The sequence below is a fragment of the Novosphingobium sp. genome, from assembly GCF_036820275.1.
In the GTDB taxonomy this organism is placed as follows: domain Bacteria; phylum Pseudomonadota; class Alphaproteobacteria; order Sphingomonadales; family Sphingomonadaceae; genus Novosphingobium.
Genome location: NZ_DAISLT010000010.1, coordinates 130,585 through 155,422 on the forward strand (window position 1 = coordinate 130,585; position 24,838 = coordinate 155,422).

General features: G+C 66.5%; 20 protein-coding genes and 1 tRNA gene. 11 read left to right on the forward strand and 10 right to left on the reverse strand.

Translation table 11 applies throughout. From position 1 onward, the window contains the following. The first annotated feature begins 35 nt into the window (after positions 1 to 35). The 3 genes from metK to V7066_RS10580 all read left to right on the forward strand — a co-directional run bounded on the left by metK (position 36) and on the right by V7066_RS10580 (position 5,377). On the forward strand, positions 36 to 1,253 hold the full coding sequence (gene metK, locus V7066_RS10570) for a methionine adenosyltransferase (RefSeq protein WP_334182996.1): 1,218 nt from the start codon (positions 36 to 38) through the stop codon (positions 1,251 to 1,253). 177 nt (positions 1,254 to 1,430) lie between these two features. Next, on the forward strand, positions 1,431 to 2,282 hold the full coding sequence (locus tag V7066_RS10575) for a sulfurtransferase (protein WP_334182997.1): 852 nt from the start codon (positions 1,431 to 1,433) through the stop codon (positions 2,280 to 2,282). A 167-nt stretch (positions 2,283 to 2,449) separates the two neighbouring features. Next, entirely contained in the window at positions 2,450 to 5,377 is a 2,928-nt protein-coding gene (locus V7066_RS10580) for a CHAT domain-containing tetratricopeptide repeat protein (RefSeq protein WP_334182998.1), read from the forward strand. A gap of 49 nt (positions 5,378 to 5,426) precedes the next feature. Here V7066_RS10580 and V7066_RS10585 read toward each other — a convergent pair whose 3' ends face one another. Genes V7066_RS10585 through V7066_RS10600 form a run of 4 tightly spaced genes read right to left on the reverse strand, consistent with a single transcriptional unit; the run spans position 5,427 to position 8,080 of the window. After that, entirely contained in the window at positions 5,427 to 5,972 is a 546-nt protein-coding gene (locus V7066_RS10585; RefSeq protein ID WP_334182999.1) for a glutathione peroxidase, read from the reverse strand. 56 nt (positions 5,973 to 6,028) lie between these two features. Beyond that, entirely contained in the window at positions 6,029 to 6,715 is a 687-nt protein-coding gene (locus V7066_RS10590; RefSeq protein WP_334183000.1) for a glutathione S-transferase family protein, read from the reverse strand. A gap of 22 nt (positions 6,716 to 6,737) precedes the next feature. Then, the gene (locus V7066_RS10595) at positions 6,738 to 7,373 is read right to left on the reverse strand and encodes a CoA transferase subunit B (protein WP_334183001.1); all 636 of its coding nucleotides are present in this window, start codon (positions 7,371 to 7,373) and stop codon (positions 6,738 to 6,740) included. Then, positions 7,373 to 8,080 (reverse strand): CoA transferase subunit A, encoded by a 708-nt coding sequence (locus tag V7066_RS10600; protein ID WP_334183002.1) that lies wholly within the window; start codon positions 8,078 to 8,080, stop codon positions 7,373 to 7,375. Before V7066_RS10600 ends, V7066_RS10595 begins: the two co-directional genes overlap by 1 nt. 87 nt (positions 8,081 to 8,167) lie before the next feature. Between V7066_RS10600 and V7066_RS10605 the strand changes: the two genes are divergently transcribed. The 5 genes from V7066_RS10605 to V7066_RS10625 all read left to right on the forward strand — a co-directional run bounded on the left by V7066_RS10605 (position 8,168) and on the right by V7066_RS10625 (position 15,378). Further along, the gene (locus V7066_RS10605) at positions 8,168 to 9,070 is read left to right on the forward strand and encodes a LysR family transcriptional regulator (RefSeq protein WP_334183003.1); all 903 of its coding nucleotides are present in this window, start codon (positions 8,168 to 8,170) and stop codon (positions 9,068 to 9,070) included. Positions 9,071 to 9,132: 62 nt separating this feature from the next. Beyond that, on the forward strand, positions 9,133 to 9,915 hold the full coding sequence (locus V7066_RS10610) for a universal stress protein (RefSeq protein WP_334183004.1): 783 nt from the start codon (positions 9,133 to 9,135) through the stop codon (positions 9,913 to 9,915). Between the two features lie 577 nt (positions 9,916 to 10,492). Further along, complete coding sequence (locus V7066_RS10615) at positions 10,493 to 12,808, forward strand: CDC48 family AAA ATPase (protein ID WP_334183005.1); 2,316 nt, start codon at positions 10,493 to 10,495, stop codon at positions 12,806 to 12,808. Positions 12,809 to 12,896: 88 nt separating this feature from the next. Continuing rightward, positions 12,897 to 13,679 carry a glutaminyl-peptide cyclotransferase gene (locus V7066_RS10620; RefSeq protein WP_334183006.1) on the forward strand — a complete coding sequence of 261 codons (783 nt, stop codon included), beginning with the start codon at positions 12,897 to 12,899 and terminating at the stop codon, positions 13,677 to 13,679. Between the two features lie 112 nt (positions 13,680 to 13,791). Further along, on the forward strand, positions 13,792 to 15,378 hold the full coding sequence (locus V7066_RS10625) for an ABC-F family ATP-binding cassette domain-containing protein (RefSeq protein WP_334183007.1): 1,587 nt from the start codon (positions 13,792 to 13,794) through the stop codon (positions 15,376 to 15,378). A 43-nt stretch (positions 15,379 to 15,421) separates the two neighbouring features. Here the strand turns inward: V7066_RS10625 and V7066_RS10630 are convergent, their stop codons facing one another. From V7066_RS10630 to V7066_RS10640, 3 genes are all read right to left on the reverse strand, one after another. Further along, positions 15,422 to 16,735, reverse strand: coding sequence for an amidohydrolase family protein (locus V7066_RS10630; RefSeq protein ID WP_334183008.1), 1,314 nt, complete (start codon positions 16,733 to 16,735; stop codon positions 15,422 to 15,424). Then, positions 16,732 to 18,117: an amidohydrolase gene (locus V7066_RS10635; protein WP_334183009.1), complete on the reverse strand. Its 1,386-nt coding sequence runs from the start codon at positions 18,115 to 18,117 to the stop codon at positions 16,732 to 16,734. The genes V7066_RS10630 and V7066_RS10635 overlap by 4 nt, the downstream gene beginning before the upstream one ends. 66 nt (positions 18,118 to 18,183) lie before the next feature. Further along, a complete protein-coding gene (locus V7066_RS10640; RefSeq protein ID WP_334183010.1) occupies positions 18,184 to 19,839 on the reverse strand; it encodes a peptide MFS transporter in 1,656 nt (551 codons plus the stop codon). Between the two features lie 292 nt (positions 19,840 to 20,131). Here V7066_RS10640 and V7066_RS10645 point away from each other — a divergent pair, with 292 nt between their 5' ends. Beyond that, positions 20,132 to 20,413 (forward strand): integration host factor subunit beta, encoded by a 282-nt coding sequence (locus V7066_RS10645; protein WP_147216404.1) that lies wholly within the window; start codon positions 20,132 to 20,134, stop codon positions 20,411 to 20,413. Between the two features lie 95 nt (positions 20,414 to 20,508). Next, positions 20,509 to 20,593, forward strand: a tRNA-Leu gene (locus tag V7066_RS10650). A gap of 13 nt (positions 20,594 to 20,606) precedes the next feature. Here V7066_RS10650 and V7066_RS10655 read toward each other — a convergent pair. Both V7066_RS10655 and V7066_RS10660 read right to left on the reverse strand, forming a co-directional pair. Then, positions 20,607 to 21,827: an ABC transporter permease gene (locus V7066_RS10655; RefSeq protein WP_334183011.1), complete on the reverse strand. Its 1,221-nt coding sequence runs from the start codon at positions 21,825 to 21,827 to the stop codon at positions 20,607 to 20,609. Further along, on the reverse strand, positions 21,824 to 22,810 hold the full coding sequence (locus tag V7066_RS10660) for an ABC transporter ATP-binding protein (RefSeq protein WP_334183012.1): 987 nt from the start codon (positions 22,808 to 22,810) through the stop codon (positions 21,824 to 21,826). Before V7066_RS10660 ends, V7066_RS10655 begins: the two co-directional genes overlap by 4 nt. Before the next feature lie 45 nt (positions 22,811 to 22,855). Here V7066_RS10660 and queG point away from each other — a divergent pair, with 45 nt between their 5' ends. Continuing rightward, the gene (queG, locus tag V7066_RS10665) at positions 22,856 to 23,971 is read left to right on the forward strand and encodes a tRNA epoxyqueuosine(34) reductase QueG (RefSeq protein WP_334183013.1); all 1,116 of its coding nucleotides are present in this window, start codon (positions 22,856 to 22,858) and stop codon (positions 23,969 to 23,971) included. Here the strand turns inward: queG and V7066_RS10670 are convergent. Then, positions 23,955 to 24,838, reverse strand: an 884-nt coding sequence (locus V7066_RS10670) for an NAD(P)/FAD-dependent oxidoreductase (RefSeq protein WP_334183014.1), incomplete at its 5' end; no start/stop codon positions are given. The genes queG and V7066_RS10670 overlap by 17 nt on opposite strands.

Sequence of the window (24,838 nt, forward strand, 5' to 3'; positions counted from 1 at the left end):
ACCCACATAAAGATTTCTTTATATGTGGTGTCACGATGCGAAATGACTATGTCTTCACCTCCGAGAGCGTCTCGGAAGGCCATCCCGACAAGGTTTCGGACCAGATTTCCGACGCCATCGTCGACCTCTTCCTCTCGAAGGACCCGGAAGCCCGCGTCGCCTGCGAGACCCTGACCACCACCCAGCGCGTCGTTCTCGCGGGCGAAGTGCGCGGCAAGGGCATGATCGACAAGGACGGTCACTGGGAAGACGGCGCGCAGGAGGAAATCCAGCACATCGTCCGTGAGACCGTGAAGCGCATCGGCTACGAACAGGCCGGCTTCCACTGGCAGGACCTGCTGTTCGAAAACCACCTGCACCCGCAGAGCGCGGACATCGCGCAGGGCGTGGACTCGGCCGGCAACAAGGACGAAGGCGCCGGCGACCAGGGCATCATGTTCGGTTTCGCCTGCGACGAGACGCCGGACCTCATGCCGGCCACGCTCGACTACAGCCACAAGATCCTCGAACGCCTCGCCGCCGACCGTCATTCGGGCGCGGCCCCGTTCCTGGAGCCCGACGCCAAGAGCCAGGTGACCCTGCGCTTCAAGGACGGCGTGCCGGTGGAAGCGACCGCCGTGGTCGTCTCGACCCAGCACAAGGCCGGTTACCACGAAGGCGCCCAGGACGCGGAACTGAAGGCCTATGTGAAGAAGGCCGTGGGCGAGATCCTGCCCGCCGGCTTCGTCACCGAAAACACCAAGTTCCACATCAATCCGACCGGCAAGTTCGAAATCGGCGGCCCTGACGGCGATGCCGGTCTCACCGGCCGCAAGATCATCGTCGACACCTACGGCGGCGCGGCTCCGCACGGCGGCGGCGCGTTCTCGGGCAAGGACCCGACCAAGGTCGACCGTTCGGCGGCCTACGTCACCCGCTACCTCGCCAAGAACGTCGTCGCGGCCGGTCTCGCCAAGCGCTGCACGATCCAGATCGCCTATGCGATCGGCGTGTCCGAGCCGCTCTCGCTCTACGTCGACACCCACGGCACCGGCACCGCCAGCGATGCCGCGCTCGAAGTGGCCATCACCAAGGTCGCAGCCGATGCGCTCGGCGGCCTGACCCCGCGCGGCATCCGCACCGGTCTCGGCCTCAACAAGCCGATCTACGGCCCGACCGCCGCTTACGGCCACTTTGGTCGCAAGCCGGAAGGCGACCTGTTCCCCTGGGAACGCACCGACCTTGCTGATGCCCTGAAGGCAGCCCTCGCCTGATCCTCGGGTTCGGCGAAAGGCCTTGAAGCGGGCCGGGTTTCCCCAGCGGAAGCCCGGCCCGTTTTCGTTCCGGCTTTTCACGTGAGGACGCCGATCGGGGCACGAATTGAGACGGGCAGCATCGACAGGAAACCTTCCGGCCCGTAACTGCATCAGCCCATTCTCCAAGGCAGACCCATGGCATACCAGACCCTGATTTCCGTGCCCCAGCTTCACGACCTCCTCGCCGCCGGAGAGGACGTCCTGATCCTCGACTGCGACTTCGAACTGGGCGCGCCGGACAAGGGACGCGAAACCTATCGTGCCGGACACCTGCCGGGCGCACGCTATGCCCATCTGGACGAGGATCTCGCCGGGCCGTCGGACGGGACCAATGGTCGCCATCCGCTTCCCGCCCAGGTCGCCTTCGCCGCCTGGCTGCGCGCGCAGGGGCTGAAGCGCGGGCAGCAGGTCGTCGCCTGCGATTCGAGCGGCGGCGCCTGGGCAGCGCGCGCCTGGTGGCTGCTGCGCTGGGCGGGGCACGCCGAGATAGCGGTTCTCGACGGCGGCAAGCAGGCCTGGGCGCAGGCAGGCCTGCCGATGGAGACCGGCGATCCCTCGCCCACCGCCCCCGGCGACTTCACGGCCGGTGAGACGCTCGTGCCCGTGCCGGTCAATGCCCGGCAGGTTCTCGCCAATATCGACAGCCGCGAAGCGCAAGTGCTGGACGCCCGCGATCCCTCGCGCTTTCGCGGCGATCCCAATCCCATCGACCCGGTGGCGGGCCATGTCCCCGGTGCACGCAACCGCTTCTTCCGCGACAATCTCGGCCCGGACGGCCGCTTCCGCTCTGCCCCCGAACTTGCCGCGGACTTTACCGCCCTGCTCGGGGAGAGCCCCGCCGTGCTCTCCTGCGGCTCGGGCGTGACGGCCTGCCACAATGCCCTGGCCATGGCGGTCGCGGGCCTGCCCCAGCCGCGCCTCTATCCCGGATCGTGGAGCGAATGGATCGCCGATCCCGCCCGCCCGGTCGCCACCGGCGAGGGCTGAGAGTAAGACTCCGGGGCCTGCTGATCGGCCATACCCGATAAAGAGGCGCTTGATCCGGAAGAACAATTCGGTACTTGCCCCGCGCGCGGATTCCTGCGCTTGAATATCGGGTAGCCGGACTCGACGCGGGATTCGCCCATGACGTCGATGCCCGGCCGGGGGCACAGATGAAGATGCGGCTTTGGGCCTGTCTGGCGGCAGGACTCGTGGCAGGATTCGGGCCGGAGCCTGGTACGGCTGCGCAAGCGGCAAGCCGTCCCGCACCTGACTCTCCGGCACAGGAGATTCGGGCGCTTGCGGACTACGACACCTCCGGCGACCCCAAGGCCGCGCTGACCCGGATCGATGCCGCGCTGGCCCGCGCGCGCAAATCCGGCAAAGTCGCTCCGCTCGACATGCTCCTGGCCGAAGCCACGCGCGGCGAAGCGCTGTTCTGGTTGGGCCGCTACGAGGAGGCGCTCGCCGCCTTCCGCAAGTTCGATGCGGACATGGCCGCGCGAAGCGAGCCGATGACGCCGCGCCGTGCCGATATCGTCAACAATATCGGTTCCGCCCTCTCCAGCCTCGGCAGGCTGGAGGAGGCCCGCACCTACAAGCTGCGCGCGCTCGATCTCAGCGAAACCATCGCCGGAAAGGACAGCAGCGAATATGCCGCCGCGCTCTACGGCCTCGCGCTGATCGACTACCGGCGCGGATTGCCGCTGGAGGCCATCCCGCGCATCCGCCAGGCAGTGGGAATCGCCCGCGCCGCCGCAACCCGTACCGGCCGGAACTTCGAATCGCCGGTCGTCTACGGCATCACGCTCAGCACCCTCCAGATTCAAGCCGGCGATTCGACGTCCGCCGTGGAGGCCGCCCGCGCCGCCGCGACCTGGGCCGACGCGTACCTGGGCCAGGATCACCGCCTGACCCTGGCTGCACTCAATGCCCTGGGCGCAGCGCTCAACGACGCCGGACTCTACGCCCAGGCCACGCCGATCCTGCGCCGCGCGCTGGACCTCCGCATGACCCGGAGCAACCCCGACGAACGCGACCTCGGCTATTCGCTCAACGCCGTCGCCTATGCGCTCGACCTGGCGGGGTTCTCGGAGGAAGCGCTGGCCTTTTACGAACGGTCCGCGAAGATCTTCGAGGCCCTGCCGCCCTCGGCCCAGCCGATGTCCGGCGCCAACGTGTTCGGCCAGATCGCCCGCATCGTCCGCGACGATGGGCAGACCGACCGCGCCCTCGCGCTCTACCGCAAGGCGCTCGCGATGGCCCGGCGCATTGCCTCCTCACCCGACGATCCCGAAGTGCTGCGCGCCGAACTCAGCCTCGCCAAGATGCTCATCAGCACCGGGGACATCGACGCCGCGCAGGCCCTGCTCGATCATGTGAACGCGGCCTATGCCCGCCGCGCCCTGCCGACCAACCTCGACCGCGTCGCCGGACTGGCCCTGCGCGCCGCGATCGACGCGCGGCGGAGCGATCCCGCCGCCGCGCTGGCCTCGCTGAAACCGACGATGAAGGGACTGCGCGACCATCTTCTGGACCGCACCACAGCCGCCACCGGCACTATCCGCCTGCGCGACCAGGCCGCCGCGACGTTCGTCCTGGAAGCCCGGATCGCGATTTCCGCCGGAGATGGGGAAACCGCCTTCGACGCCCTGCAGATGGCGGGCATGGGCGATCTCCAGACCGCCTTCACCTCGGTTGACGCCATCCACGACCGCTACGGTCCGGAGGCCGACGAAGCGATCCGCACCTATCTCTCCGCCGCCGCCGAACTGCGCGAACTGCGCAAGCGACAGGACCGCGAAGTCGGTCTCGATCACAGCGAAACCGCCTCCGAAAGCGGAACGACACAAGCCATCGCCGCCGCCGAACAGCAATTGCGCGCGCTGGACGACCGGATCGGCAAACTGGTCCCCGGCTACGCCTCGCTAACCTCCTTCGAACCGTCCACGCTCGCCGCCGCCCAGGCAAGGCTCGGACGCGGTCAGGCGCTGGTACTCTATGGACAGGATGCCGACGGCCTCGTGGTCATGGCCGTCACCCGCGACAAGGTGGTGGCTTCCGAAACGCCGATAGCCTCACGCCGTTTCTCCGACCTCCAGCGCAAGCTGCGCGCCTCGATAGAGAACGGGGTACTCACCGACGGCACCGCCGCCTTCGACCGCCGGACCGCCTGGCGCCTCTATCAACTGCTGTTTCCCGCACCAATCGCCCAAGCTCTGCGCGGAAGCCGCGACCTTGCGATCCTGACGTCCGGAATGCTCGCCTCGCTGCCCTTCGGCACACTGGTAACGGCGCCGCCGGAAGGTGACGACGCCGATCCGCAGGCCCTGCGCAACACCGCCTGGCTGGTGCGCCGCCATGCGGTGAGCACGCTGGTCAGTGCCGCCTCGCTTGCCGAGGGGGGAAGGCACCGCAGCCGTCCCCACGGGTTTGCCGGGATCGGCGCACCAATCCTGTCGGCGCCCGCCCTCGCGGAAAACCTCTCGGGCGCGCTTCCGGCAGTCGATCCCGCTCAGCTCCCTCCGCTGCCCGGTGCCGAGCGGGAATTGCAGGCCATGGCGAGGAACGTGCCCGGCGAGCGGCACCTCTACATGGGCGCGCAGGCTACCGAAGCCGCGGTGAAGGCCGCACCGCTTTCGAGGGCCGGGGTCATAGCCTTCGCCACCCACGGCCTCGTCGGCGGCGCCTATCGCAACCTCGTCGAGCCTGCGCTGGTGCTGACGCCGCCCACCGACACGACCGACGGCGAGGACGGCCTGCTCACTGCCTCGGAAGTGGCACAGCTCAAGCTCGATGCCGACTGGGTGATCCTCTCTGCCTGCGATACCAGCGCAGGAGAAAGCGAGAATGCGCCGACTTATTCCGGCCTCGCCCGGGCCTTCGTTTCAGCGGGCGCACGGGCCTTGCTGCTCTCGCACTGGCCGGTGCGCGACGACGTCGCCAGCCGCCTAACCTTGCGCACGGTGGAGGCCGCGCATGGCCGGACCAGCCGCGCAGAAGCGCTACGCCGCGCGCAAGTGGAAGTGCTGCGCGACACCAAAGTGCCGGGCAGCGCCCATCCGGCGACATGGGCGCCGTTCGTGCTGGTGGGGAACTGAGCCAGCTCCGGAGCGAGACGCGTCTCGTCCCGGAGCTGGCGCGAGTACGTTACTTGGCCAGTTCGGCCTCGATCGCATCGACCAGCAGGGCGTCCTGCGGGGCGGTGCCGGGGGCAAAGCGGCCGACGACAGCGCCGTCACGAGCGATCAGGAACTTCTCGAAGTTCCACAGCACTTCGGGATCGTCGTTGGGGGTCATGCCGTAGCCCTTGAAGCGCTCCTTCATGCCGTCCACGTCGCCCTGCTTGGTGGGAATGGCATCGGTCAGCGCGGCATAGAGCGGCTGCTTGGCCTCGCCGGTCACGTCGGCCTTGGTGAAGAGCGGGAACGAGACGCCGTAGTTGAGCTGGCAGAACTCGACGATTTCCTCGTCGGTGCCGGGTTCCTGCGCGCCGAAGTCGTTGGCCGGAAAGCCCAGCACTTCGAAACCCTTGGCCTTGTAGTCCTCGTAGAGCTTTTCGAGGCCTTCATACTGCGGGGTAAGGCCGCACTTGGAGGCGACGTTGACCACGAGCAGCACCTTGCCCTCGTGATTGGCAAGCGTGTCGGCGCTGCCGTCGATGCGGGTCAGGGGAATGGCGGCGATATCGGTCATCTGGAGTCTCTCCGTTCAGAATTCGATCACAGGGTCGATGCGGACAAGGCGCCCGTTCAGCCCTGCGTGCGGTAGTCAGCGATCACGTCGCCGCATTCGGCGAGTTCCGCCTCGTGGCCTTCCTCGCGCCAGGTCTCGGCCAGCGCTTCGGCTTCCCACTGCTTCATCGCCGGATGGTCGAGCACGGTATCGACCCAGACCTGACAGGTGCCCAGATCGAGGCCATAGGTACGGATGCGGAAAGCGACGGGGGCGAAGAAGGCATCGATCGCGGTGAACGTTTCACCCGCCAGCCAGGGGCCGCCGAAGCGGGACAGGCCCTCGCCGAAGATCTCGCGCAGGCGGGCGACGTCGCGTACTAGTTCCGGGCGCATGGCTCTGGGCCGCACGCGCGTGCCGACGTTCATCGTGCAATCGTTGCGCAAGGCGGAGAAGCCGCCGTGCATCTCGGCCACGGCGCATTGCGTAAAGGCGCGGGCGGCTTCGTCAGCGGGCCAGATGCCGGGGTGCCGGTCGGCCAGATAGAGCGTGATGCCCAGCGAATCCCAAACCGTCCGCTCCCCGTCGAGCAGGGCGGGGACCTGGCCGGTGGGCGAGAAGCTGCGAAACGCGTCGTAATTGGCAGGCGCCGTGAAGGGCTCGATCCGATCGGTGAAATCGATGCCGAGCGCCTTCATCAGCACCCATGGCCTGAGCGACCAGCTGGAGTAGTTCCGATTGGCGGTGATCAAGGTGTAAGCCATCCGGAACTCTCCTTGGCGGGCATCAGGTTATGTAGTGCGCCGTGGTCTTAGCGGCGACGTCCTCGGCCGTCACGCCCGGAGCCAGTTCGATCAGCTTGAACGGGCTCTGGTGGTCGGGACGCTGGAACACGGCAAGGTCGGTGACGATCATGTCGACCACGTTCTTGCCGGTCAGCGGCAGAGTGCAGGCCGGGATGAACTTGGGATCGCCGTTCTTGGCATTGTGCTCCATGACGACGATGATCTTCTTCACACCGGCGACGAGGTCCATCGCGCCGCCCATGCCCTTGATCATCTTGCCGGGGATCATCCAGTTGGCGATGTCGCCGTTCTCGGCAATCTCCATCGCGCCCAGCACGGCCAGGTCGATATGCCCGCCGCGGATCATGCCGAAGCTGGTGGCACTGTCGAAATAGGCCGACTGCGGCAGTTCGCTCACCGTCTGCTTGCCGGCGTTGATGAGATCGGCGTCGACTTCATCCGCGTAAGGGAACGGCCCGATGCCGAGCATGCCGTTTTCCGACTGGAGCGTCACCGTCATGCCGCTGGGCACATGGTTCGCCACCAGCGTCGGGATGCCGATGCCGAGGTTCACGTAGAACCCGTCCTGAAGCTCCTTCGCCGCGCGGGCGGCCATTTCATCGCGATTCCAGGACATCAGGCGGTCTCCCTCTCGCGGGTCGTCGTGAATTCGATCTTCTTGTCGTAAGGCGCGCCCAGCACCAGGCGCTGGACGAAGACGCCGGGCAAGTGGATGCAGTCCGGGTCGAGCGAGCCGGTGGGGACGATCTCCTCCACTTCGACCACGCAGACCTTGCCGCAAGTGGCGGCGGGCACGTTGAAGTTGCGCGCGGTCTTGCGGAACACGACATTGCCGCTCTCGTCCGCCTTCCACGCCTTCACCAGCGACAGGTCAGCGAAAATGCCTTCCTCAAGGATATATTCCTCGCCGCGGAAGACTTTCACTTCCTTGCCCTCGGCGATCTGGGTGCCGACGCCGGTCTTGGTGTAGAAACCGGGAATGCCGGCGCCGCCCGCGCGCATGCGCTCGGCCAGCGTACCTTGCGGGCAGAATTCGACTTCCAGTTCGCCCGAGAGGAATTGGCGTTCGAACTCCTTGTTCTCGCCCACATAGGACGAGATCATCTTCGAAACCTGCTTGGTCCGCAGCAGCTTGCCGATACCTTCGTTGTCGATACCGGCGTTGTTGGAGGCGAAGGTCAGGTTCTTCACACCCGAATCGCGCACCGCGTCCAGTAGACGTTCGGGGATGCCGCAAAGGCCGAAGCCGCCGGCGGCGATCACCAGGCCATCCTTCAGCAGTCCGTCCAGCGCATCATCGGCGCTGGGGTAGATCTTGTTCATGCTGTTCTCCCATCTGGAAGGAAACCTAGACAGCCCATCCCATTACGAATAGCGATTGTTTTTTATCAAAATCGATAAGTCGATATTATGAAACGTATCGCCCTTTTTCACCTCGAAACGCTGATGTGGATCGATCGGCTCGGCACGTTCGCAGGTGCGGCACAAAGACTCAATACCACGCAACCCGCCATCTCGGCCCGGGTGCGCGAGATCGAGGAGCAACTCGGCGTGCCGCTGTTCCAGCGCGATGGGCGGCGCATGGTGCTGACCGCGCGCGGCCGCCGCCTCGTGCAGGATTGCGAGCCGCTGCGGCAGGGACTGGAACGGGTCCTGCTGGGCGCCAGCGACTTCGCCGGAGCGAGCGGCACCGTGCGCATCGGCTCGGGCGAGATCGCCGCCGCCACCTGCTTGCCCGATTTCATCGGCACCATCGAACGCGAGCGCCCCGGCGTAACTCTGGAGATCGAACTCGACCTCACCGCCCGCCTGCTCCAGCAGCTCCTCTCCGGCACCCGCGACATCGTGTTCCTGGCCGGTCCCGTCACCAGCCCCGGTCTGCGCACCGCACCGATCGGTGCGGTGGAGCTGGTCTGGGCGGCCAGCCCTGCCGTTGCCTCTGCGGGCGGTTTCGCGGAATCGCTCCCCGTCTGGTCGCTGCCCGATCACTCGCCGCTCCACGGCGTCACCCTGACGACGCTGGACCAGCACCGGATCACACCGCGCGCGCTCAACACCTGCAACAACGTGCGCATGCTGATCGAGATCGTCGCGCGCGGTGAAGGCGCGGCCGTCTTGCCCGAGACGATGGTGCTCGACGAACTGGCGCGCGGCACCCTTGCCGAAGTGCTCCCGCGGCCGAAGCAGAAAGTTCATTTCGAAGCCGCCGTCCGCACCCGCGAACAGGACCCGCTCATTCTCGACCTGTTTGAACGCGCCGCCCTTCTTTCCATAGAGAAGCGCTTGGTCATGGAGAAACCCTGGGAAATTTGATCTTCGTCATGGCAATTCCATGACCGTGCGATAGGCTATCCCGCATCAACGGGAGAAATACCATGCGCTCGATACTCGTGAACGCCGACCGCAAGCCCGACAGCGAAGCCCGCATCGATGCCGCGCTCGAACTGGCCCGTCATCTGAACGGACACATCACCGTGCTCGTCGATACCCCGGTCTCGCGCTATATCGCGATGGACCCGATGGGCGGCAGCTACGTGATCTCCGAAGCGCTGGACAGGGCCCGGGGCGAGGACGACGCCGCAGCCGAAGCCATCGAGGCCCGCCTGACCCGCGGAGACGTCGCCTTCGACATCGTACGCAGCGAGCAGGATCCGGTGCCCGCCCTCGCCGGCGCGGCGCGGCTGTCCGACCTGGTGGTGGTCTCGCGCTCCAGCGGAATGGCCGGGCAACTGGCCATGGTCGCCCGCGCCCCGGTGCTCGCCCTGCCGGAAGGCCGCACGCTTTCCCTGCCGATCCGCCGCGCCGTGATCGCCTGGGACGGGGGCGAGCAGGCCGCGGGCGCGCTCAAGGCCGCCGTGCCGCTGCTGCAAAGCTGCCAGGTTGTGAAGCTGGTGACCGTGATCGAGAAATCCGGCGGTTTCCCGACGACCGACGCCCTGCGCTACTTGTCCCGCAACGGCATCCATGCCGAATACGAGGAATTCGAAAGGCGCGGCTCCACGGAGGAAACCCTGGCGCTCGCAGTAAACCAGAACCACGCGGAACTGCTGGTGATGGGCGCCTACGGCAAGAGCCGCCTGCGCGAATTCCTGTTCGGCGGCGTCACTGCCTATTTCCTGTCGGAAGCCAGTGCACCGGCGGTGCTGTTCTCGCACTGAACCAGTTGAAAAGGTCGAATCTCGGCAAGGGCGTCGGTGTCATGCACCGGCGCCCTTCGCTTTGGTTCTACGGCGGCAGGGAAGCTTCCCTTTCCGATACTTAGCTAGACAAGCAAATTTCGCGTCCGCAACAGGTAACGATTGCACTTGGTCGTTCATCCCGATCGCCCTGACGATTGCGTCAAGCGGGACATGAGGCTTAGTTCGATTATCAAATAGCTGTTTTATATGGATTCATATCCCATTACACCGCGTAGTTACACGTCACGCAACATTGCTTGCACGTTTCGCAACTGCGTTTCGGTCATTTCGCACTTGCACAAAAACCGAGTCAGGGTCATAAAGACAGTGCCTTTCAGGCATCCTCTCCCAAAACTTTCACGGCCCGGTTGGAAACTTCCGGGCCTTCTTTTTGCTATTTTGAGAACGCTGTTCTCAAACAGTTCCATCGGAAACATCCGGAGCGGTCGCGGGTTGGTTTGAAATCCGGGAGGGCCGTACCTAGTTCCTGTCCACATCCCGGACGGCCCGCGCGAACCGGCGCGATGTCGGAATCGGGAGGATGGAAAGGACACCCATGGCTGACGCCCCACCCCAGGCCGACGAACGGACGGTGAAGCTGCAGGTCGCAGCCGCGCGTCAGGAAGAAAGCGGCCAGGGAATTGCCCGCCTCTCGCGCGCCTCGCTCTCGGAAATCGGCGCGATGGAAGGCGATGTACTCGAAATCACCGGCAAGGCCGCCACTGTCGCCCGCGCCGTGCTCGCCTATGACGAGGACGAAGGCCTCCAGGTCATCCGCCTAGACGGCCTCCAGCGCGGCAATGCCGAAGTCGGCTCGGGCGACCACGTCGTGGTACGCAAGGCCGAATCGCGCCCGGCGCAGCGCGTCGTCTTCGCCCCCGCGCAGAAGGACATGCGCCTGCAAGGCCCCTCGGCCGCGCTGAAGCGCAACTTCTTCCAGCGCCCGATGGTGCAGGGCGATCTCGTCGCCACCACCGGCCAGCAGCAGGTCGCGGACATTCCCCCGCAGCTGCGCCGCATGTTCAACGCGCCCGCCTATGCACTGACGCAAATCCGCCTCAACGTCGTTTCCACCACCCCGCGCGGCATCGTCCACATCGACGAGAATACCGAAGTGGAACTGCGCGAGGTCTTCGAGGAAGCCCACGATGCCCGCGGCGACGTCAACTACGACGACGTCGGCGGCATGAGCGACACCATCCGCCAGCTGCGCGAGATGGTGGAACTGCCGCTGCGCTATCCCGAGCTTTTCACCCGCCTCGGCGTCGCCCCGCCCAAGGGCGTGCTGCTGCATGGTCCGCCGGGCACCGGCAAGACCCGTCTGGCGCAGGCCGTCGCCAACGAGAGCGAGGCCAACTTCTTCACCATCAACGGACCCGAAATCATGGGTTCGGGCTATGGCGAGAGCGAAAAGGCCCTGCGCGAGGTCTTCGAGGAAGCCACCAAGGCCGCGCCCGCAATCGTCTTCATCGACGAGATCGACTCGATCGCCCCCAAGCGCAGCCAGGTCCACGGCGAGGCGGAGAAGCGCCTCGTCGCGCAGCTGCTCACCCTGATGGACGGCATCGATAGCCGCGCCCATGTCGTCGTGATCGCCGCCACCAACCGGCCCGACGCCATCGACGAGGCGCTGCGCCGTCCCGGCCGCTTCGACCGCGAGATCGTGATCGGGGTGCCGGACGAGGCCGGTCGCCGCGAGATTCTGGGCATCCACACGCGCGGCATGCCGCTGAGCGAGCGGGTGGACCTTAACGAACTGGCGCGCACCACCCACGGCTTCGTCGGCGCCGATCTTGCCGCGCTCGCCCGCGAAGCCGCGATCGAGGCGGTGCGCCGCATCATGCCCAAGCTCGACCTTGAGGCGCGCACGATCCCCGCTGAAGTGCTCGACAATCTTCAGGTCTACCGCGAGGACTTCGTGGCCGCGCTCAAGCGCGTCCAGCCTTCGGCCATGCGCGAAGTCATGGTGCAGGTGCCGAACATCGGCTGGGCCGATATCGGCGGCCTCGACCAGGCGCAGCTCAAGCTGAAGGAAGGCGTGGAACTGCCGCTGAAGAACCCGGAAGCCTTCCACAAACTGGGCATCCGCTCGGCCAAGGGCTTCCTGCTCTACGGCCCGCCCGGCACCGGCAAGACGCTGCTGGCCAAGGCCGTCGCCAAGGAGGCCGAGGCGAACTTCATCTCGATCAAGTCGTCCGACCTGCTCAGCAAGTGGTACGGCGAGAGCGAGCAGCAGATCGCTCGCCTCTTCGCCCGCGCCCGTCAGGTCGCGCCCTGCGTGATCTTCATCGACGAGATCGACAGCCTCGTCCCCGCGCGCGGCATGGGCGGGGGTGGCGGCGAGCCGCAAGTCACCTCGCGCGTGGTCAACACGATCCTCGCCGAGATGGACGGGATGGAGGAATTGCAGTCGGTCGTGCTGATCGGCGCGACCAACCGCCCTGCCCTCGTCGATCCGGCGCTGCTGCGTCCGGGCCGCTTCGACGAACTGGTCTATGTCGGCACCGCGGACGAAGCCGGTCGCGAGCACATCCTCGGCATCCACACCGCCAAGATGCCGCTTGCCGATGACGTTTCCCTCCACGACGTCGCCGCGCGGACCGAGCGCTTCACCGGCGCCGATCTGGAGGACGTGGTGCGCCGTGCCGGTCTCACCGCCATTCGCAAGCGCGGCGCCGAAGTGGAACAGGTCCGCCGCGAGGACTTCGACGATGCCCTCGAAGACAGCCGCGCCACCGTGACCGAGGAAATGGAAGCCGAATACGAGCGCATGAAGGGCGAGCTGAAGAAGCGCGCCATGGAAGTGACGCCCATCGGCTTCATCGCCCCCGGCATGGTGGAATCCCGGCGCGAAAGGAAGCACGGGGATTGATGAATAAGGCCGTCGTTCCGTTCAGTCCGGAACGACGGCATCCCTTCCCCTCTTGCGGCCACCGCCACCTTGCGGCACCTGCACCGCCATGCATTCTCCCGCCCGCATCGTGCTTGCCGCCGTCCTGTCTCTCATCGCGGCCGTGCCCGCCGCTCAGGCGAAGGACGTTCCGGTCTGCACCTATCGCATCGACAATGCATTCCCGCACGACACCGGCGCCTTCACCGAAGGCCTGCTGTTCGACAAGGGACTGCTCTACGAGAGCACCGGCCAGAAGGGCGATTCCCGCATCGTCGTGCGCAAGCTGGAAACGCTCGATCCGGTGCGCGAGGCCCAAGTCGACCCTTCCGTCTTCGGCGAAGGACTGGTGGACTGGAAGGACCAGCTCATCAGCCTCACCTGGCGCGAGGGCGTGGGCTATCGCTGGGACCGCGCAACGCTCAAGCTGCTGGGGACCTTCCGCTACGAAGGCGAAGGCTGGGCTATGACCCGCAACGGCGAAACCATCTACCAGAGCGACGGCTCCGCCAGCCTGCGCCTGCGCGATCCCGCGACGATGCGCCAGACCGGCACCCTCGCCGTCACTGCCGAGGGCAAGCCGGTGGAGAATCTCAACGAACTCGAATGGATCGATGGCCAGATCTGGGCCAATGTCTGGATGACGGACCGCATCGCCCGCATCGATCCGAAGACCGGCAAGGTCGTGTCCTGGCTCGATCTTTCCGGTCTGCACGAGCAGGCAGGCGGGGTCGGCGTCGATGCGGTGCTCAACGGCATCGCCTGGGACAGTGCGGCGCGCCGGATTTTCGTGACCGGCAAGAACTGGAACCAGATCTTCCAGATCACCCCGGTCTGCACGAAAGGCGCCTGACTTGCTCCGGCGGTCCGCTTCGGTTAGAAGCGGACCCGCAACCGAAGGAATGGATCGATGAACATCTGAGCACATAGCCCGTTTTTCCCAAACGCTATCTGCCGGTGTTCGCATGACATTTCTGACTCTCGACCGCGTAGCCTGCTCGGCCCCCGACGGTTCCCCGATCTTCTCCGATCTCACTTTTTCGCTCGGCCGCGAAACGCTTGGCCTCGTTGGGCGCAACGGCGCGGGCAAGAGCACCCTGCTGCGCGCCATCGCCGGGGATGTGCCGGTTTCGGCAGGATCGATCGTGCGCCAGGGCCGCGTCGGCCTGCTGCACCAGCTTCCTCCCGACGAGAACGCCAGCGTGGCCGAGGCGCTGGGCCTTGCGGAACAGTTTGCCCGGCTGGAGCGCATCACCGCCGGTCGATTCGAGGATGACGATTTCGACCTTGCCGACTGGACCCTGGCCGAACGCTTCGAAAAGGCGGCGGCACAGGCGGGTTTCGCCGACCTCGATCCGCAGCGCAGGCTCGCCAGCTTCAGCGGCGGCCAGCGCACCCGCCTGATGCTGACCGGGCTGCTGCTGGGCGAGCCGGACGTGCTGCTGCTCGACGAGCCGACCAACAATCTCGATACTGCTGGACGCAAGGTCGTGGCGGACCTGCTCGATAGCTGGAACGGCGGCGCCCTCGTCGCCAGCCATGACCGCGAACTGCTGCGCCGCGCCGACCGCATCGTCGAGCTGACCAGTGTGGGCGTGCACATGGTCGGCGGCGGCTGGGACGCCTTCGACGAACGGCGCAGCGCCGAACGTACTCGGGCCGCCGCCGCGCTGGAACGCAGCGAGGATGCCCTGCGCCACGCCCGCCGCGAAAAGCAGCAGGAAACGGAAAAGCAGGCCCGGCGCGACAGCAAGGGCCGCAAGGATGCAGCCAGGGGCAGCGATCCGAAGATCCTGCTCGGCGCCCGTAGACAGCGCGCGGAAGAGAGCAGCGGCCGCCAACGCAAGCTGGGGGACGAACTCGTCGGCCGGGCGCAGGAGCAGTTCGACAGCGCCCGCCGAGAGATCGAAGTGCTCGCGCCCATCCACATCGAACTGCCGCCCAGCGGATTGCCTTCCGGCCATGTCCTGATCGAGGCGCGGGGGATCACCTGCGCGCGCGGCGGACGGCCCTTGTTCGGTCCGCTCGATCTGGTGCTGCGAGGGCCGCAGCGCCTGGCGCTCACCGGCCCCAACGGCTCGGGCAAGACCAGCCTGATCCGCCTGCTCGCAGGACTGGACCGCCCCGACAGCGGCGAAATCCATATCGACCGCGCGCGGACCGCCCTGCTGGATCAGCACGTTTCGCTCCTGGGAGATTCGGGCACCCTGCTCGATGCCTATCTGGGGCTCAATCCCGGCACGGACCGCCACGCCGCCCATGCCGCGCTGGCTCGCTTCGGCTTCCGCAATACCTGGGGCGATCGCGAGATCGCGGGCCTCTCGGGCGGCGAGCGGATGCGGCTGGCGCTGGCCTGCCTGTTCACACGCAAGGAGGTGCCCTGGCTCCTGATCCTCGACGAGCCGACCAACCACCTCGACCTCGCCTCGGTGGAGATGCTGGAAGAGGCTCTGCACGGCTACGACGGTGCCGTGGTCTGCGTAAGCCACGATGCGGATTTTCGCGAAGCGCTCGGGTTGAACGAGGCGATCGCGCTGGGTTCAGGCGCATAAGAAAAGGGTGCCCCCGCCGAAACGGGGGCACCCTGCTACCGGCTTACCAGTCGTAAGCCTTGGGCAGATAAGTCCGATCCAGACTCTTGTAGCGCTGCCTCAGACGGCTCTGATGGTTGTCGAGCGGCTGCTTGACGCCGTCGATATAGACCTCGACCGGTGCCGAGGAGAGTTCCAGCGGATCGCCGTCCCAGACGACGACGTCGCCCACGGCGCCGGGCGCCAGCACCCCCTCTTTTCCGCCCATGCCGCTGATCTCGGCCGGAACCGAGGTGATCGCGGCGAAAGCCTCGCCCCAGGTCAGGCCCGCCGCGCCCGGCAGCTTGTTCAAGGCGACAAGATTGCCCGCCTGCTGCGGCGCATAGCGCGGCTGGTTGCTGCCTGAGAACAGGCCAATGGCAACCTTGACGCCCGCCTTCTTCATCCGCCCCACGTTCGACTGGGTCGCCGCGAGGCTTTCGAAGCTGGCGGGAAGATCCCGCAGCGGCATCGTGATGACCGGCACTTTGGCCGCCGCGATCGCACCGGCCACCAGCCAGCCCTCGGTCGCGCCCACCAGAACGAGGTTCAGCTTGGGAAACTCGGCCTTGAGCGCCAGCACGCTGCGGATGTCGGCAGCGCGTTCGACCCCGACGTAGAGCGGCTGTCGGCCATCGAGCACCGGCGCCAGCGCGACGGCGTCGGCACGGGTCAGCATGGCATCGCTGCTGCGCGCGGCATTGGGGGTCGTCGCCAGATCGCGCGCCTCGCGCAAGGCGTTACGCAGCGCGACATGGGCGGCGACGCGGCTGCCGCCCGCCAGCCTGGCGCCCGCCTCGCCCAGTTGCACGAACTGGAACGCGCGCGGCCTGTTCACGAGATCCGTGCCCGTGCCGAGATCGATCAGCGCGCCCTGCCCGGCGAAGATCGAATCGCCGTTGAAGGGGGCCACGCTGGCGCGGGTCACGCCGCCTTCGCGGCTCACGGCGATGTGTTCGCTGGAGGGGTTGATCGCCGGAGCCACGTCGAGCGCGGCGTTGAAGGGCGACTTGTCCGCCTCGGTATCGTTGCTGTTGGGCACGCCTTCCACGTCCCAGAGGCCAAGGTCGCTGACAGCCGAGAACAGGCCCGGCGTCACCCACTTGCCGGTTCCGTCCACGCTCTGCACGCCGGCAGGCACGGCGACACCGGCTCCGGCGGCAACGACCTTGCCGCCGCGCACCACGACCGTGCCGTGCTCGATCGGCGCGCTGCCGTCTCCCGTGGCGACGGTGGCATTGGTGATCGCGAAGTCCTGCGCCGAAGCGACGGCGGGAAGCGCTGTTGCCGCGATGGCAGCAATCATGGGCGCGGCGATAATGAGAGCGCGGCGGCTCATTTCACGTCTCCTTCACCCGGCTGGCCCAGCTCGAAATCGCTGACCGGACGGCGCTTGGCATCCTGTGCGTCGAACATCAGGGCGCCGTCGATCCATACCTTGTCGGGGCGCGAGTAGACCGAGAGCGGGTTGCCGTTCCACAGCACCACGTCGGCCATCTTGCCCGCTTCGAGGCTGCCGGTCTTCGCGCCGATGCCCATGGTCTTGGCGGCGTTGTAGGTGAACCAGCCGATGACCTTGGCGTCGGGAATGTCGATGCCGATGCGGCGACCGTCGGCCTGGGCCTTGGCGGCTTCCTGGTTGAGGCGCTGGATGCCGTTCTCATCGTCCGAGTGGATCACCACGCAGGCTCCCGCATTGGCGAGCAGCGCGGCGTTTTCGGGAATACCGTCGTAGGCTTCCATCTTGAAGCCGTACCAGTCGGCCCAGACGGCGGTGCAGATGTCGTTCTCGCGCAGGAGATCGGCGATCTTGTAGGCTTCCACGGCGTGGTGGAAGGCGGTGACCTTGTAGCCCATCTCCTTGGACATATCGATCACCTGCGCCATCTCGTCGGCGCGGTAGCAGTGGTTCTGGACCAGAATCTCGCCCTTGAGCACGCCTTCCAGCGTATCCTTGCCGAGGTCGCGCTCGGAATGGTCGCCGTCCATGTACTTGCGGGCGTCGATCCAGGCCTGGCGGTCGACGGACATGTTGCCCATGCGCGTAGAGGGCTTCTGGCCCTTCGATCCGTAGACGCGCTTGGGGTTCTCGCCGCAGGCCATCTTCAGCGAATAGGGCGCGCCGGGGAACTTCATGCCCTGCACGGTGATGCTCGGCACGTTCTTCAGCGTGACCGCGCGGCCGCCGATGAGGTTACCGGATCCGGGCAGGATCTGGAGGCTGGTCACGCCGCCGTTGGCCAGCGCGCGGGTGAAGCCGGGGTCCTGCGGCCAGACCGAGTGCTCGGCCCAGACGTCGGGCGTCGTGGGGCTGGTCATCTCGTTGCCGTCCGCCAGCGCGTCGACGCCGGGCGAGGGATAGACGCCGAGGTGCGAATGGATGTCGATCACGCCGGGAGTCACGAACTTGCCGGCGGCGTCGATGCGGGTGAAGCCATCGGGGATCGCCATGTCGGCGCCGCCGACGGCGACCAGCTTGCCGTCGCGGAACAGCACGACGCCGTTCTCGATCCTGCCGCCGCGCCCGTCATAGACGGTAGCGCCGACCAATGCGGTGGGCGTGCCCGGATAGGATTTGTAGGTCGACGGATAAGGATCGGCGACGATGGGCGCCGCCTTCTTGTCCTGTTTCTTCGCATCCGCGCCCGTGGCGCCCAGCGCCAGCGCCGCGCCCAGCACAAGCGTGGACGACCAGCGCCGCCATGTCGGCGTTACCCTCATGTCGTAATTCCCCTGTTCGAATAGAGTCCGGCCCGGCGAACCTTGGTTCACCGGGCCGGTTTGGTGTCAGTGCGGTTTCGGTTCCGGATGGAACCCGGCTTCCTGTGCCTCGAGACCCAGTTCGCTCTGCCCCGCGAGGTCGCGGTCGATGCCGCGATCCTCCAGCGTGTCGAGGTGCATCCAGCGCTTCACCAGCGGCGAGAGCGCCAGCACCACCACGGCGACGCCGATCGTGGTCCAGCCGATGGTGGAGTAGATGCCCAGCGTCACCTGCTTGTCCATCACGCCGCTTTCGCCGCCGGTGGCTTCGCCGATCTTGCCCGCCACGAAGTTGCCCACGGCGGTCATGTAGAACCACGCGCCCATGATGAAGCTGCCGAGGTGCAGCGGCGACAGGCGCGTCATGGCCGAGAGGCCCACGGGCGACAGGCAAAGCTCGCCGGTGGTGTGCAGGGCATAGATCAGGAACACGAAGAGCACCGGCGTCATCGCCGCCGCATTGCCCGTGCTCGCGCCCCAGACGAAGACCAGGAAGCCGAGGCCGACCTGGATCAGCGCAAGGCCGAACTTGGCCGGGGCCGAAGGCTCGATGCCCTTGCGGCCGAGGTACTGCCAGAGGGCCGCGAAGATCGGGCCGAACAGCACGATGTAGATCGGGTTGATCGACTGGAACAGGCTGGTCGGCACGCCGCCGCGGTCCACGAACTTGTCGGTATAGAGGCTCAGCGAGCCGCCCGCCTGCTCGAACAGGCCCCAGAAGATCGGGTTCAGCGCGATCAGGAACAGGATCGCGAAGATGCGCTCGCGCGGTTCCTTGGGCAGCTTGAACGCTTCGTAGAGCGTGTAGCCCAGCATCGCGATGCCCGAAACGACCAGCAGCGACTGGATGACGCTGACGTACTGGATCAGGAACCAGATCACCCCGACCGAGGCGATGCCGATGCCGTAGAGGACGAGTTCGCCCTTCTTCGCCAGGGCCTTGGGCGGCTCGCCCCGGCCCTTGAGCGCGGGCTTGCCGGCCACGAAGATGAGCAGGCCCAGCACCATGCCGATGCCGGCGAGGCCGAAGCCCCAGGACCAGCCGATGGTCTCGCCCAGGTAACCGACCAGGATCGTACCCAGCGCGGCGCCAGTGTTCACGCCCATGTAGAAGATCGTGTAGGCCGAATCGCGGCGGGAATCGGTCATCTTGTAGAGCTGGCCGACGATCACCGAGATGTTCGCCTTGAGGAAGCCCGAACCGACGATGATCAGCGCCAGCGCCAGCCAGAACACGTTGATCGCAGGATCCGCCTGCTTGACCAGCGGGTCGGTCGCGCCGTGGATGCCCTCGTAGGCCATGAACAGGTGGCCCACGGCCAGCACGATGCCGCCGAACAGCACCGCCTTGCGCTGCCCCAGGTAACGGTCGGCCAGATAGCCGCCGAGCACCGGGGTGATATAGACGAGGCTGGTATAGGCGCCGTAGATCAGATTGGCGCTGCCGTCATTGAACAGCCAGAATTTGGTGAGATAGAGGATCAGCAGCGCGCGCATGCCGTAGTAGGAGAAACGCTCCCACATCTCGGCATAGAACAGCACGAAAAGGCCGCGCGGGTGGCCGACGAATTCCTCGCTCTTGCGAGTGGCGATGACGCCGCCGATAGCCAGCACGGCAAAGAGGAGAACGGCGCCGATCGCGGCGATCCAATCCCCCTCGTTCCAGGTTGCGATATCTTTCATGCGCCCTTCTTTAATCCTGTCGCCCGAAAAGCTCGTCCAGCAAGCTTGAAACTGCGGACGTTAGCGGCCAAATCGCCCGTGTAAATGGCTGGCAGATGCGCTAACGGGCGGTCTGACTGCCTGACGATACGCGAGATTTCCCTACCCCTGGAGAGCCATTGCGCAAAAGGCACCGGAATGGCATTTTCTTGGGAAGACAGAACCAGTTCACGCGAAATATTATGATTCGCCAGTGGCCTCGGTTTCTTGCTTTGGGATTTTTCCGAAGGGCATTTTGAAAGGGAAGCACGCGATGATCAGATCCGAACTGCTGCTCGCTCTCGCCAAGGAGAACCCCGAGCTTCGCGCCGAGGATGTGGAGCGCGCGGTGGACACTTTCTTCGACGAGATAACCCAGCGACTGGCCGACGGCGGCCGCGTGGAACTGCGCGGATTCGGCGCCTTCTCCACCCGGCACCGCGAAGGCCGCACCGGCCGCAACCCGCGCACCGGCGAAAGCGTGGACGTGCCGGAAAAGCGCGTCCCCTATTTCAAGCCCGGCAAGGAAATGCGCGCCCGCCTCAATGTCGAGTGACGTAAGCATCGGTTCGGCATAACCCGCTCATCCCGGTTGCCCTGTCGCGCGCGATCTGCCAGATCGCGCGCAGATGCCCAAGTGGCTGGCCTCGTGCGGACGTGGCGGAATGGTAGACGCAGGGGACTTAAAATCCCTTGATCCTTGATCGTGCGGGTTCGAGTCCCGCCGTCCGTACCAGAACTCGCGCTCGTCAGCGGCGCCGCAGCGACCAGCGACCGGAGCGTTTCGTCTTGCCGACAGGGCCGGACTTCATCACCCGCGAACGGAACAAGCGCGCCCCGCCGCGCACCAGCAGTGCGACCCAGAGCATCTGCCAGCCGATCGCCAGGACATGCGGCAAGAGCGCCGGTTCCCGCGCTGCACGCGCCAGCATCGCAAAAGGCGAACTGAACGGCACCAGCACGGCGGCGATTTCCACCGCGCTGCCGGGCTGGGTCATGGCGAAACTGGCGAAAAAGAACACCATGAGCTGCGCCATCGTCACCGGCATGGACAGGGTCTGCACTTCGCGCACGGTCGTCGCCATCGAGCCGATCGCCAGGAACACCGAGCCAAGCAGCAGATAGGCCATGGCGAAGTAGACCACGCCCAGCCCGATCAGCAGAGGCCAGCCCACCGCCGGATCGGGCAGGCGTTCGGGCGCAATGCCGCCGCCCAGCCAGAGCAGTCCCCCGGTCGCCGCCCAGGTCGCGATGCCCACGAGCGAAACGCCCAGCATCGCGAAGAGCTTGCCCAGGAACACCGCGTCCATCGGCACGGCGGCTGCCAGCACTTCGATGATCTTGTTGCCCTTTTCCTCGACGAGGTTGGACAGGACCATGCCCGCCAGCATCATCGTCAACAGGAACAGCAGCGTCTGCGCGCCTTGCGCGGTGGCGAAGCGACCCTTGCGCTCCGTGGCATCGCTGCGGGCCACCGGCTTCAGCGCAACGGCGGGATAGGCGGATTTCGCATCCGAGCGCGCCTGCGCCGCCAGCATCGAGACCGGCCCGCGCCAGACCTCGATCAAGCCACCCGGTCCGGTGAGAACCGGCGCCTCCAGCGACCCCGACAGGATCGCCGCCACTTTCACCTTTCGCAAGGCCAGCGCCGGGGCGGGGTCATAGCGCTCGCCCTCGGCCAGCCTGCGGATCACCAGCAGTTTCGGCAGTTCATCGTCGAGCACCGGCGCCAGCTGCGTGCGGGCGCGCTCCAGCGCTTCCACCTCGGCCACCGGCATCGCCACGCCGAGCACCGGGCGCTCCTGACTCGCATCGACGCGCGAGCCGAGGCTCCCCGCCAGCACGGCGATCAGGACCGGAAACAGCGGCCCCAGCAGGAAGAAGAAGAAACTGCGGCTGAACAGGATCGCCGTGAAGTCGCGCCGGGCCACCACCCAGGCCGCCGCAAGAACGGACAGACGGCCCTTCATCGCCCGTCCTCCTGCTCCGCACCGGCATCGAGCGCCCGCGCCGCCGCCTCCCCGGCGATGGCGACGAAAGCATCGTGAAGCCCCGCCCGCTCAATCGAAAGCGAGAGAATGCCTGCATCGCCCTCGATCAGCGCACGCAGCAGAGGCTCGACACCGCCTTCCGGCAGCGAGAAATTCCAGAATGGCCCTTCCCGCCGCGCATCCTCGGGCAGCGCGGCACGCCACGGTCCGTCCTCCGCCCTTGTTTCGAGGCGGACCTGCTGGGGAATGCGATCCCGCGCGGCATCGACGGGACCGGCGAAAGGCACCTTGCCCCCGGCGATGATCGCCACATCGTCGCAGAGGCGCTCGGCATGGGCGATGACATGGGTGGAGAAGATCACCGTCGTTCCCTCTCCGGCAAGCTCGCGAATCATCCGCTCCAGCTTGCCCTGGTTGAGCGCATCGAGTCCGGAAAACGGCTCGTCGAAGATCACCAGGCGGGGCTGGTGGACCAGGGTGCCGAGAATCTGCACCTGCTGCGCCATGCCCTTGGAAAGCTGGCGAATCTGCCGGTCCGCCGCATAGCCGAGACCATGCCGCTCCAGCAGTTCGTGCGCACGCCGCCGCCCTTCCTTGAGCGGCAGGCCGCGCAACGCGCCGAGAAAGGCGATCGCTTCGGTGGCCTTCATCGCCGGATAGAGACCGCGCTCCTCGGGCAGGTAGCCGATGGCATGGGCGACATCGTGCGGCCGCGCCGCGCCGAGGATTCGGCGACTTCCCGCATCGGGATCGATGATCCCCAGCAGCATCCGCAAGGTCGTGGTCTTGCCCGCGCCGTTGGGACCGAGAATGCCGTAGACCGCGCCCACCGGCACCCGCAGGTCCACGCCGTCCACCGCCGTGAACCCGTCGAAGCGCTTGACCAGCCCCTGCGCCTCGATCGCGAGGGACAGTCCTTCCAAGTTGCTGGCCAAGGACCAATCTCCTACTGCGGCGCTCATGCGATGGCACTCTGGTGGTGCCTATGAACCGGAAAGTCCGCAAGCTTGGTTAACGATGCGCTGAATGCCCTGACCCGCGATCTCGAGGCGCAAGCCCGGGAACTGGGGTTCTGCGCCTTCGGCATCGCTTCCGCCGAGGAAGACCCCGCACACGCGGCGCGGCTCGATGCCTGGCTGGCGGAGGGCATGCACGGATCGATGGAATGGATGGCCGAACGTGCCCATCATCGCCGCTCGCCGCAGGGGTTGTGGCCCGAGGCGCGGCGAGTGATCGCGCTGGGCATGAGCTATGCGCCCTCAAGCGATCCGCTGAGCCTTGCGGAGGTGCCGGAAGTGGGCCGCATCTCGGTCTATGCGCAAGGCGCGGACTATCACGACTGGGTGAAGAAGGCGCTGAAGAACCTCGCCCGCTGGCTGGTGTCGGAAGCCGACAAGCGCGGGCTGGGTCCCGCCGGAGTCAAGGTCTTCACCGATACCGCGCCGGTCATGGAAAAACCGCTGGCCGCCGCTGCCGGGCTTGGCTGGCAGGGCAAGCACACCAACATGGTCAGCCGCGAGCATGGGTCCTGGCTGTTCCTTGGCGAGATATACACCACGCTCGACCTGCCGCTTTCCACCGAGGGCCGCGATCGCTGCGGATCGTGCCGGGCCTGTCAGGACGCCTGCCCGACCCAGGCTTTCCCCAGCCCCTACCGCCTCGATGCGCGGCGCTGCGTCAGCTACCTCACCATCGAGCACAAGGGGCCGATCCCCGAGGAATTTCGCGTGGGCCTCGGCAACCGCATCTACGGTTGCGATGATTGCCTGGCCGTCTGCCCGTGGAACAAGTTCGCCGAGACGGCACACCGCCTGAAAGCCTTCCTGCCCCGCGCGGAACTGACGGCGCCGCACCTCGCCGACCTGCTGACGCTGGACGACGCGGGTTTCCGTAAGCTGTTCTCAGGCTCCCCGATCAAGCGCATCGGCCGCGACCGCTTCGTGCGCAACTGCCTCTATGCGGCGGGGAACAGCGGGAATGCCACGCTGATGGCGCAAGTCTCGCCGCTTCTGGCCGATCCCGACCCCGCCGTCGCGGAAGCCGCACAGTGGGCGGCGCAGCGGTTGAAGACCTCCCCACCGACCGGCGGGGAGGATTCTCCGGGATTTACAGCAGTTCCTTGAGGGGCCGCTCCTTGTCCGCGAGCGCGGCGAGATCGGGCTTTGCGCCTGCCTCCACCAGCTTGCGGCCCTGGACGTAGTCCTTGACCATGTTCACGCAGTCGAGCGCGAGGACCTTGCCTTCCTTGAGGTAGATCACCGAGAAGCTGCGATCCTCGGGATTGCCGCGGATCACCGTCTGGTCGAAGCCGAGGTTGATCCCCGCCGTCTGGAGCTTGAGGTCGTACTGGTTGGACCAGAACCACGGGAACGCCTTGTAGGGCTTCTCGTCTCCGCAGATCGCCTTGGCCACGCACGTGCCCATGTCGTTGGCGTTCTGCACCGATTCCACCCGCATCACCGTACCGCCCGCGAAATCGCAGGCGAAGGCGGCGCAGTCACCGATGGCGTAGATGTCGGGCAGCGAGGTGCGGCAATATTCGTCCACGTCCACGCCGTTGGCCCCCGCCGCTCCGGCGAGGATCAGCGGGCCGACGGCGGGAACGATGCCGATGCCGACGATCACCGCTTCGGCCGCCAGCACTTCGCCGTCCGCCAGCTTCACGCCGGTCACCTTGTGGCCGTCGCCTTCGAGGCACTCGACCGCGACCCCGGTGCGCAGATCGACACCGTGCGTCCGGTGCTCGCTCTGGTAGAACTGCGAAAGCGGCTCTCCGGCCACGCGGGCCAGCACGCGCGGCAGCGCTTCGAGCAGCGTGACCTTGAGCCCCAGCTTCGACAGCACCGCCGCCGCTTCGAGGCCGATATAGCCGCCGCCGATCACCACCACGTTCCTGGTGCCCGCATCGACTTCGGCCATCAGCGTGTCGCAGTCTTCGCGGGTGCGCACGGCATGGACCCCGGCGAGGTCGGAACCCGAGCACGAGAGCC

What these genes read in the sequence shown, in the direction of transcription:
- V7066_RS10620 (WP_334183006.1), top strand. Translation starts at nt 12,897, where the DNA reads ATGCATTCTCCCGCCCGCATCGTGCTTGCCGCCGTCCTGTCTCTCATC.
- V7066_RS10655 (WP_334183011.1), bottom strand. Translation starts at nt 21,827, where the DNA reads ATGAAGGGCCGTCTGTCCGTTCTTGCGGCGGCCTGGGTGGTGGCCCGG.
- V7066_RS10575 (WP_334182997.1), top strand. Translation starts at nt 1,431, where the DNA reads ATGGCATACCAGACCCTGATTTCCGTGCCCCAGCTTCACGACCTCCTC.
- V7066_RS10635 (WP_334183009.1), bottom strand. Translation starts at nt 18,117, where the DNA reads ATGAGGGTAACGCCGACATGGCGGCGCTGGTCGTCCACGCTTGTGCTG.
- V7066_RS10610 (WP_334183004.1), top strand. Translation starts at nt 9,133, where the DNA reads ATGCGCTCGATACTCGTGAACGCCGACCGCAAGCCCGACAGCGAAGCC.
- V7066_RS10580 (WP_334182998.1), top strand. Translation starts at nt 2,450, where the DNA reads ATGAAGATGCGGCTTTGGGCCTGTCTGGCGGCAGGACTCGTGGCAGGA.
- V7066_RS10590 (WP_334183000.1), bottom strand. Translation starts at nt 6,715, where the DNA reads ATGGCTTACACCTTGATCACCGCCAATCGGAACTACTCCAGCTGGTCG.
- V7066_RS10645 (WP_147216404.1), top strand. Translation starts at nt 20,132, where the DNA reads ATGATCAGATCCGAACTGCTGCTCGCTCTCGCCAAGGAGAACCCCGAG.
- V7066_RS10615 (WP_334183005.1), top strand. Translation starts at nt 10,493, where the DNA reads ATGGCTGACGCCCCACCCCAGGCCGACGAACGGACGGTGAAGCTGCAG.
- metK (WP_334182996.1), top strand. Translation starts at nt 36, where the DNA reads ATGCGAAATGACTATGTCTTCACCTCCGAGAGCGTCTCGGAAGGCCAT.
- V7066_RS10600 (WP_334183002.1), bottom strand. Translation starts at nt 8,080, where the DNA reads ATGAACAAGATCTACCCCAGCGCCGATGATGCGCTGGACGGACTGCTG.
- V7066_RS10585 (WP_334182999.1), bottom strand. Translation starts at nt 5,972, where the DNA reads ATGACCGATATCGCCGCCATTCCCCTGACCCGCATCGACGGCAGCGCC.
- V7066_RS10640 (WP_334183010.1), bottom strand. Translation starts at nt 19,839, where the DNA reads ATGAAAGATATCGCAACCTGGAACGAGGGGGATTGGATCGCCGCGATC.
- V7066_RS10660 (WP_334183012.1), bottom strand. Translation starts at nt 22,810, where the DNA reads ATGAGCGCCGCAGTAGGAGATTGGTCCTTGGCCAGCAACTTGGAAGGA.
- V7066_RS10625 (WP_334183007.1), top strand. Translation starts at nt 13,792, where the DNA reads ATGACATTTCTGACTCTCGACCGCGTAGCCTGCTCGGCCCCCGACGGT.
- V7066_RS10595 (WP_334183001.1), bottom strand. Translation starts at nt 7,373, where the DNA reads ATGTCCTGGAATCGCGATGAAATGGCCGCCCGCGCGGCGAAGGAGCTT.
- V7066_RS10630 (WP_334183008.1), bottom strand. Translation starts at nt 16,735, where the DNA reads ATGAGCCGCCGCGCTCTCATTATCGCCGCGCCCATGATTGCTGCCATC.
- V7066_RS10605 (WP_334183003.1), top strand. Translation starts at nt 8,168, where the DNA reads ATGAAACGTATCGCCCTTTTTCACCTCGAAACGCTGATGTGGATCGAT.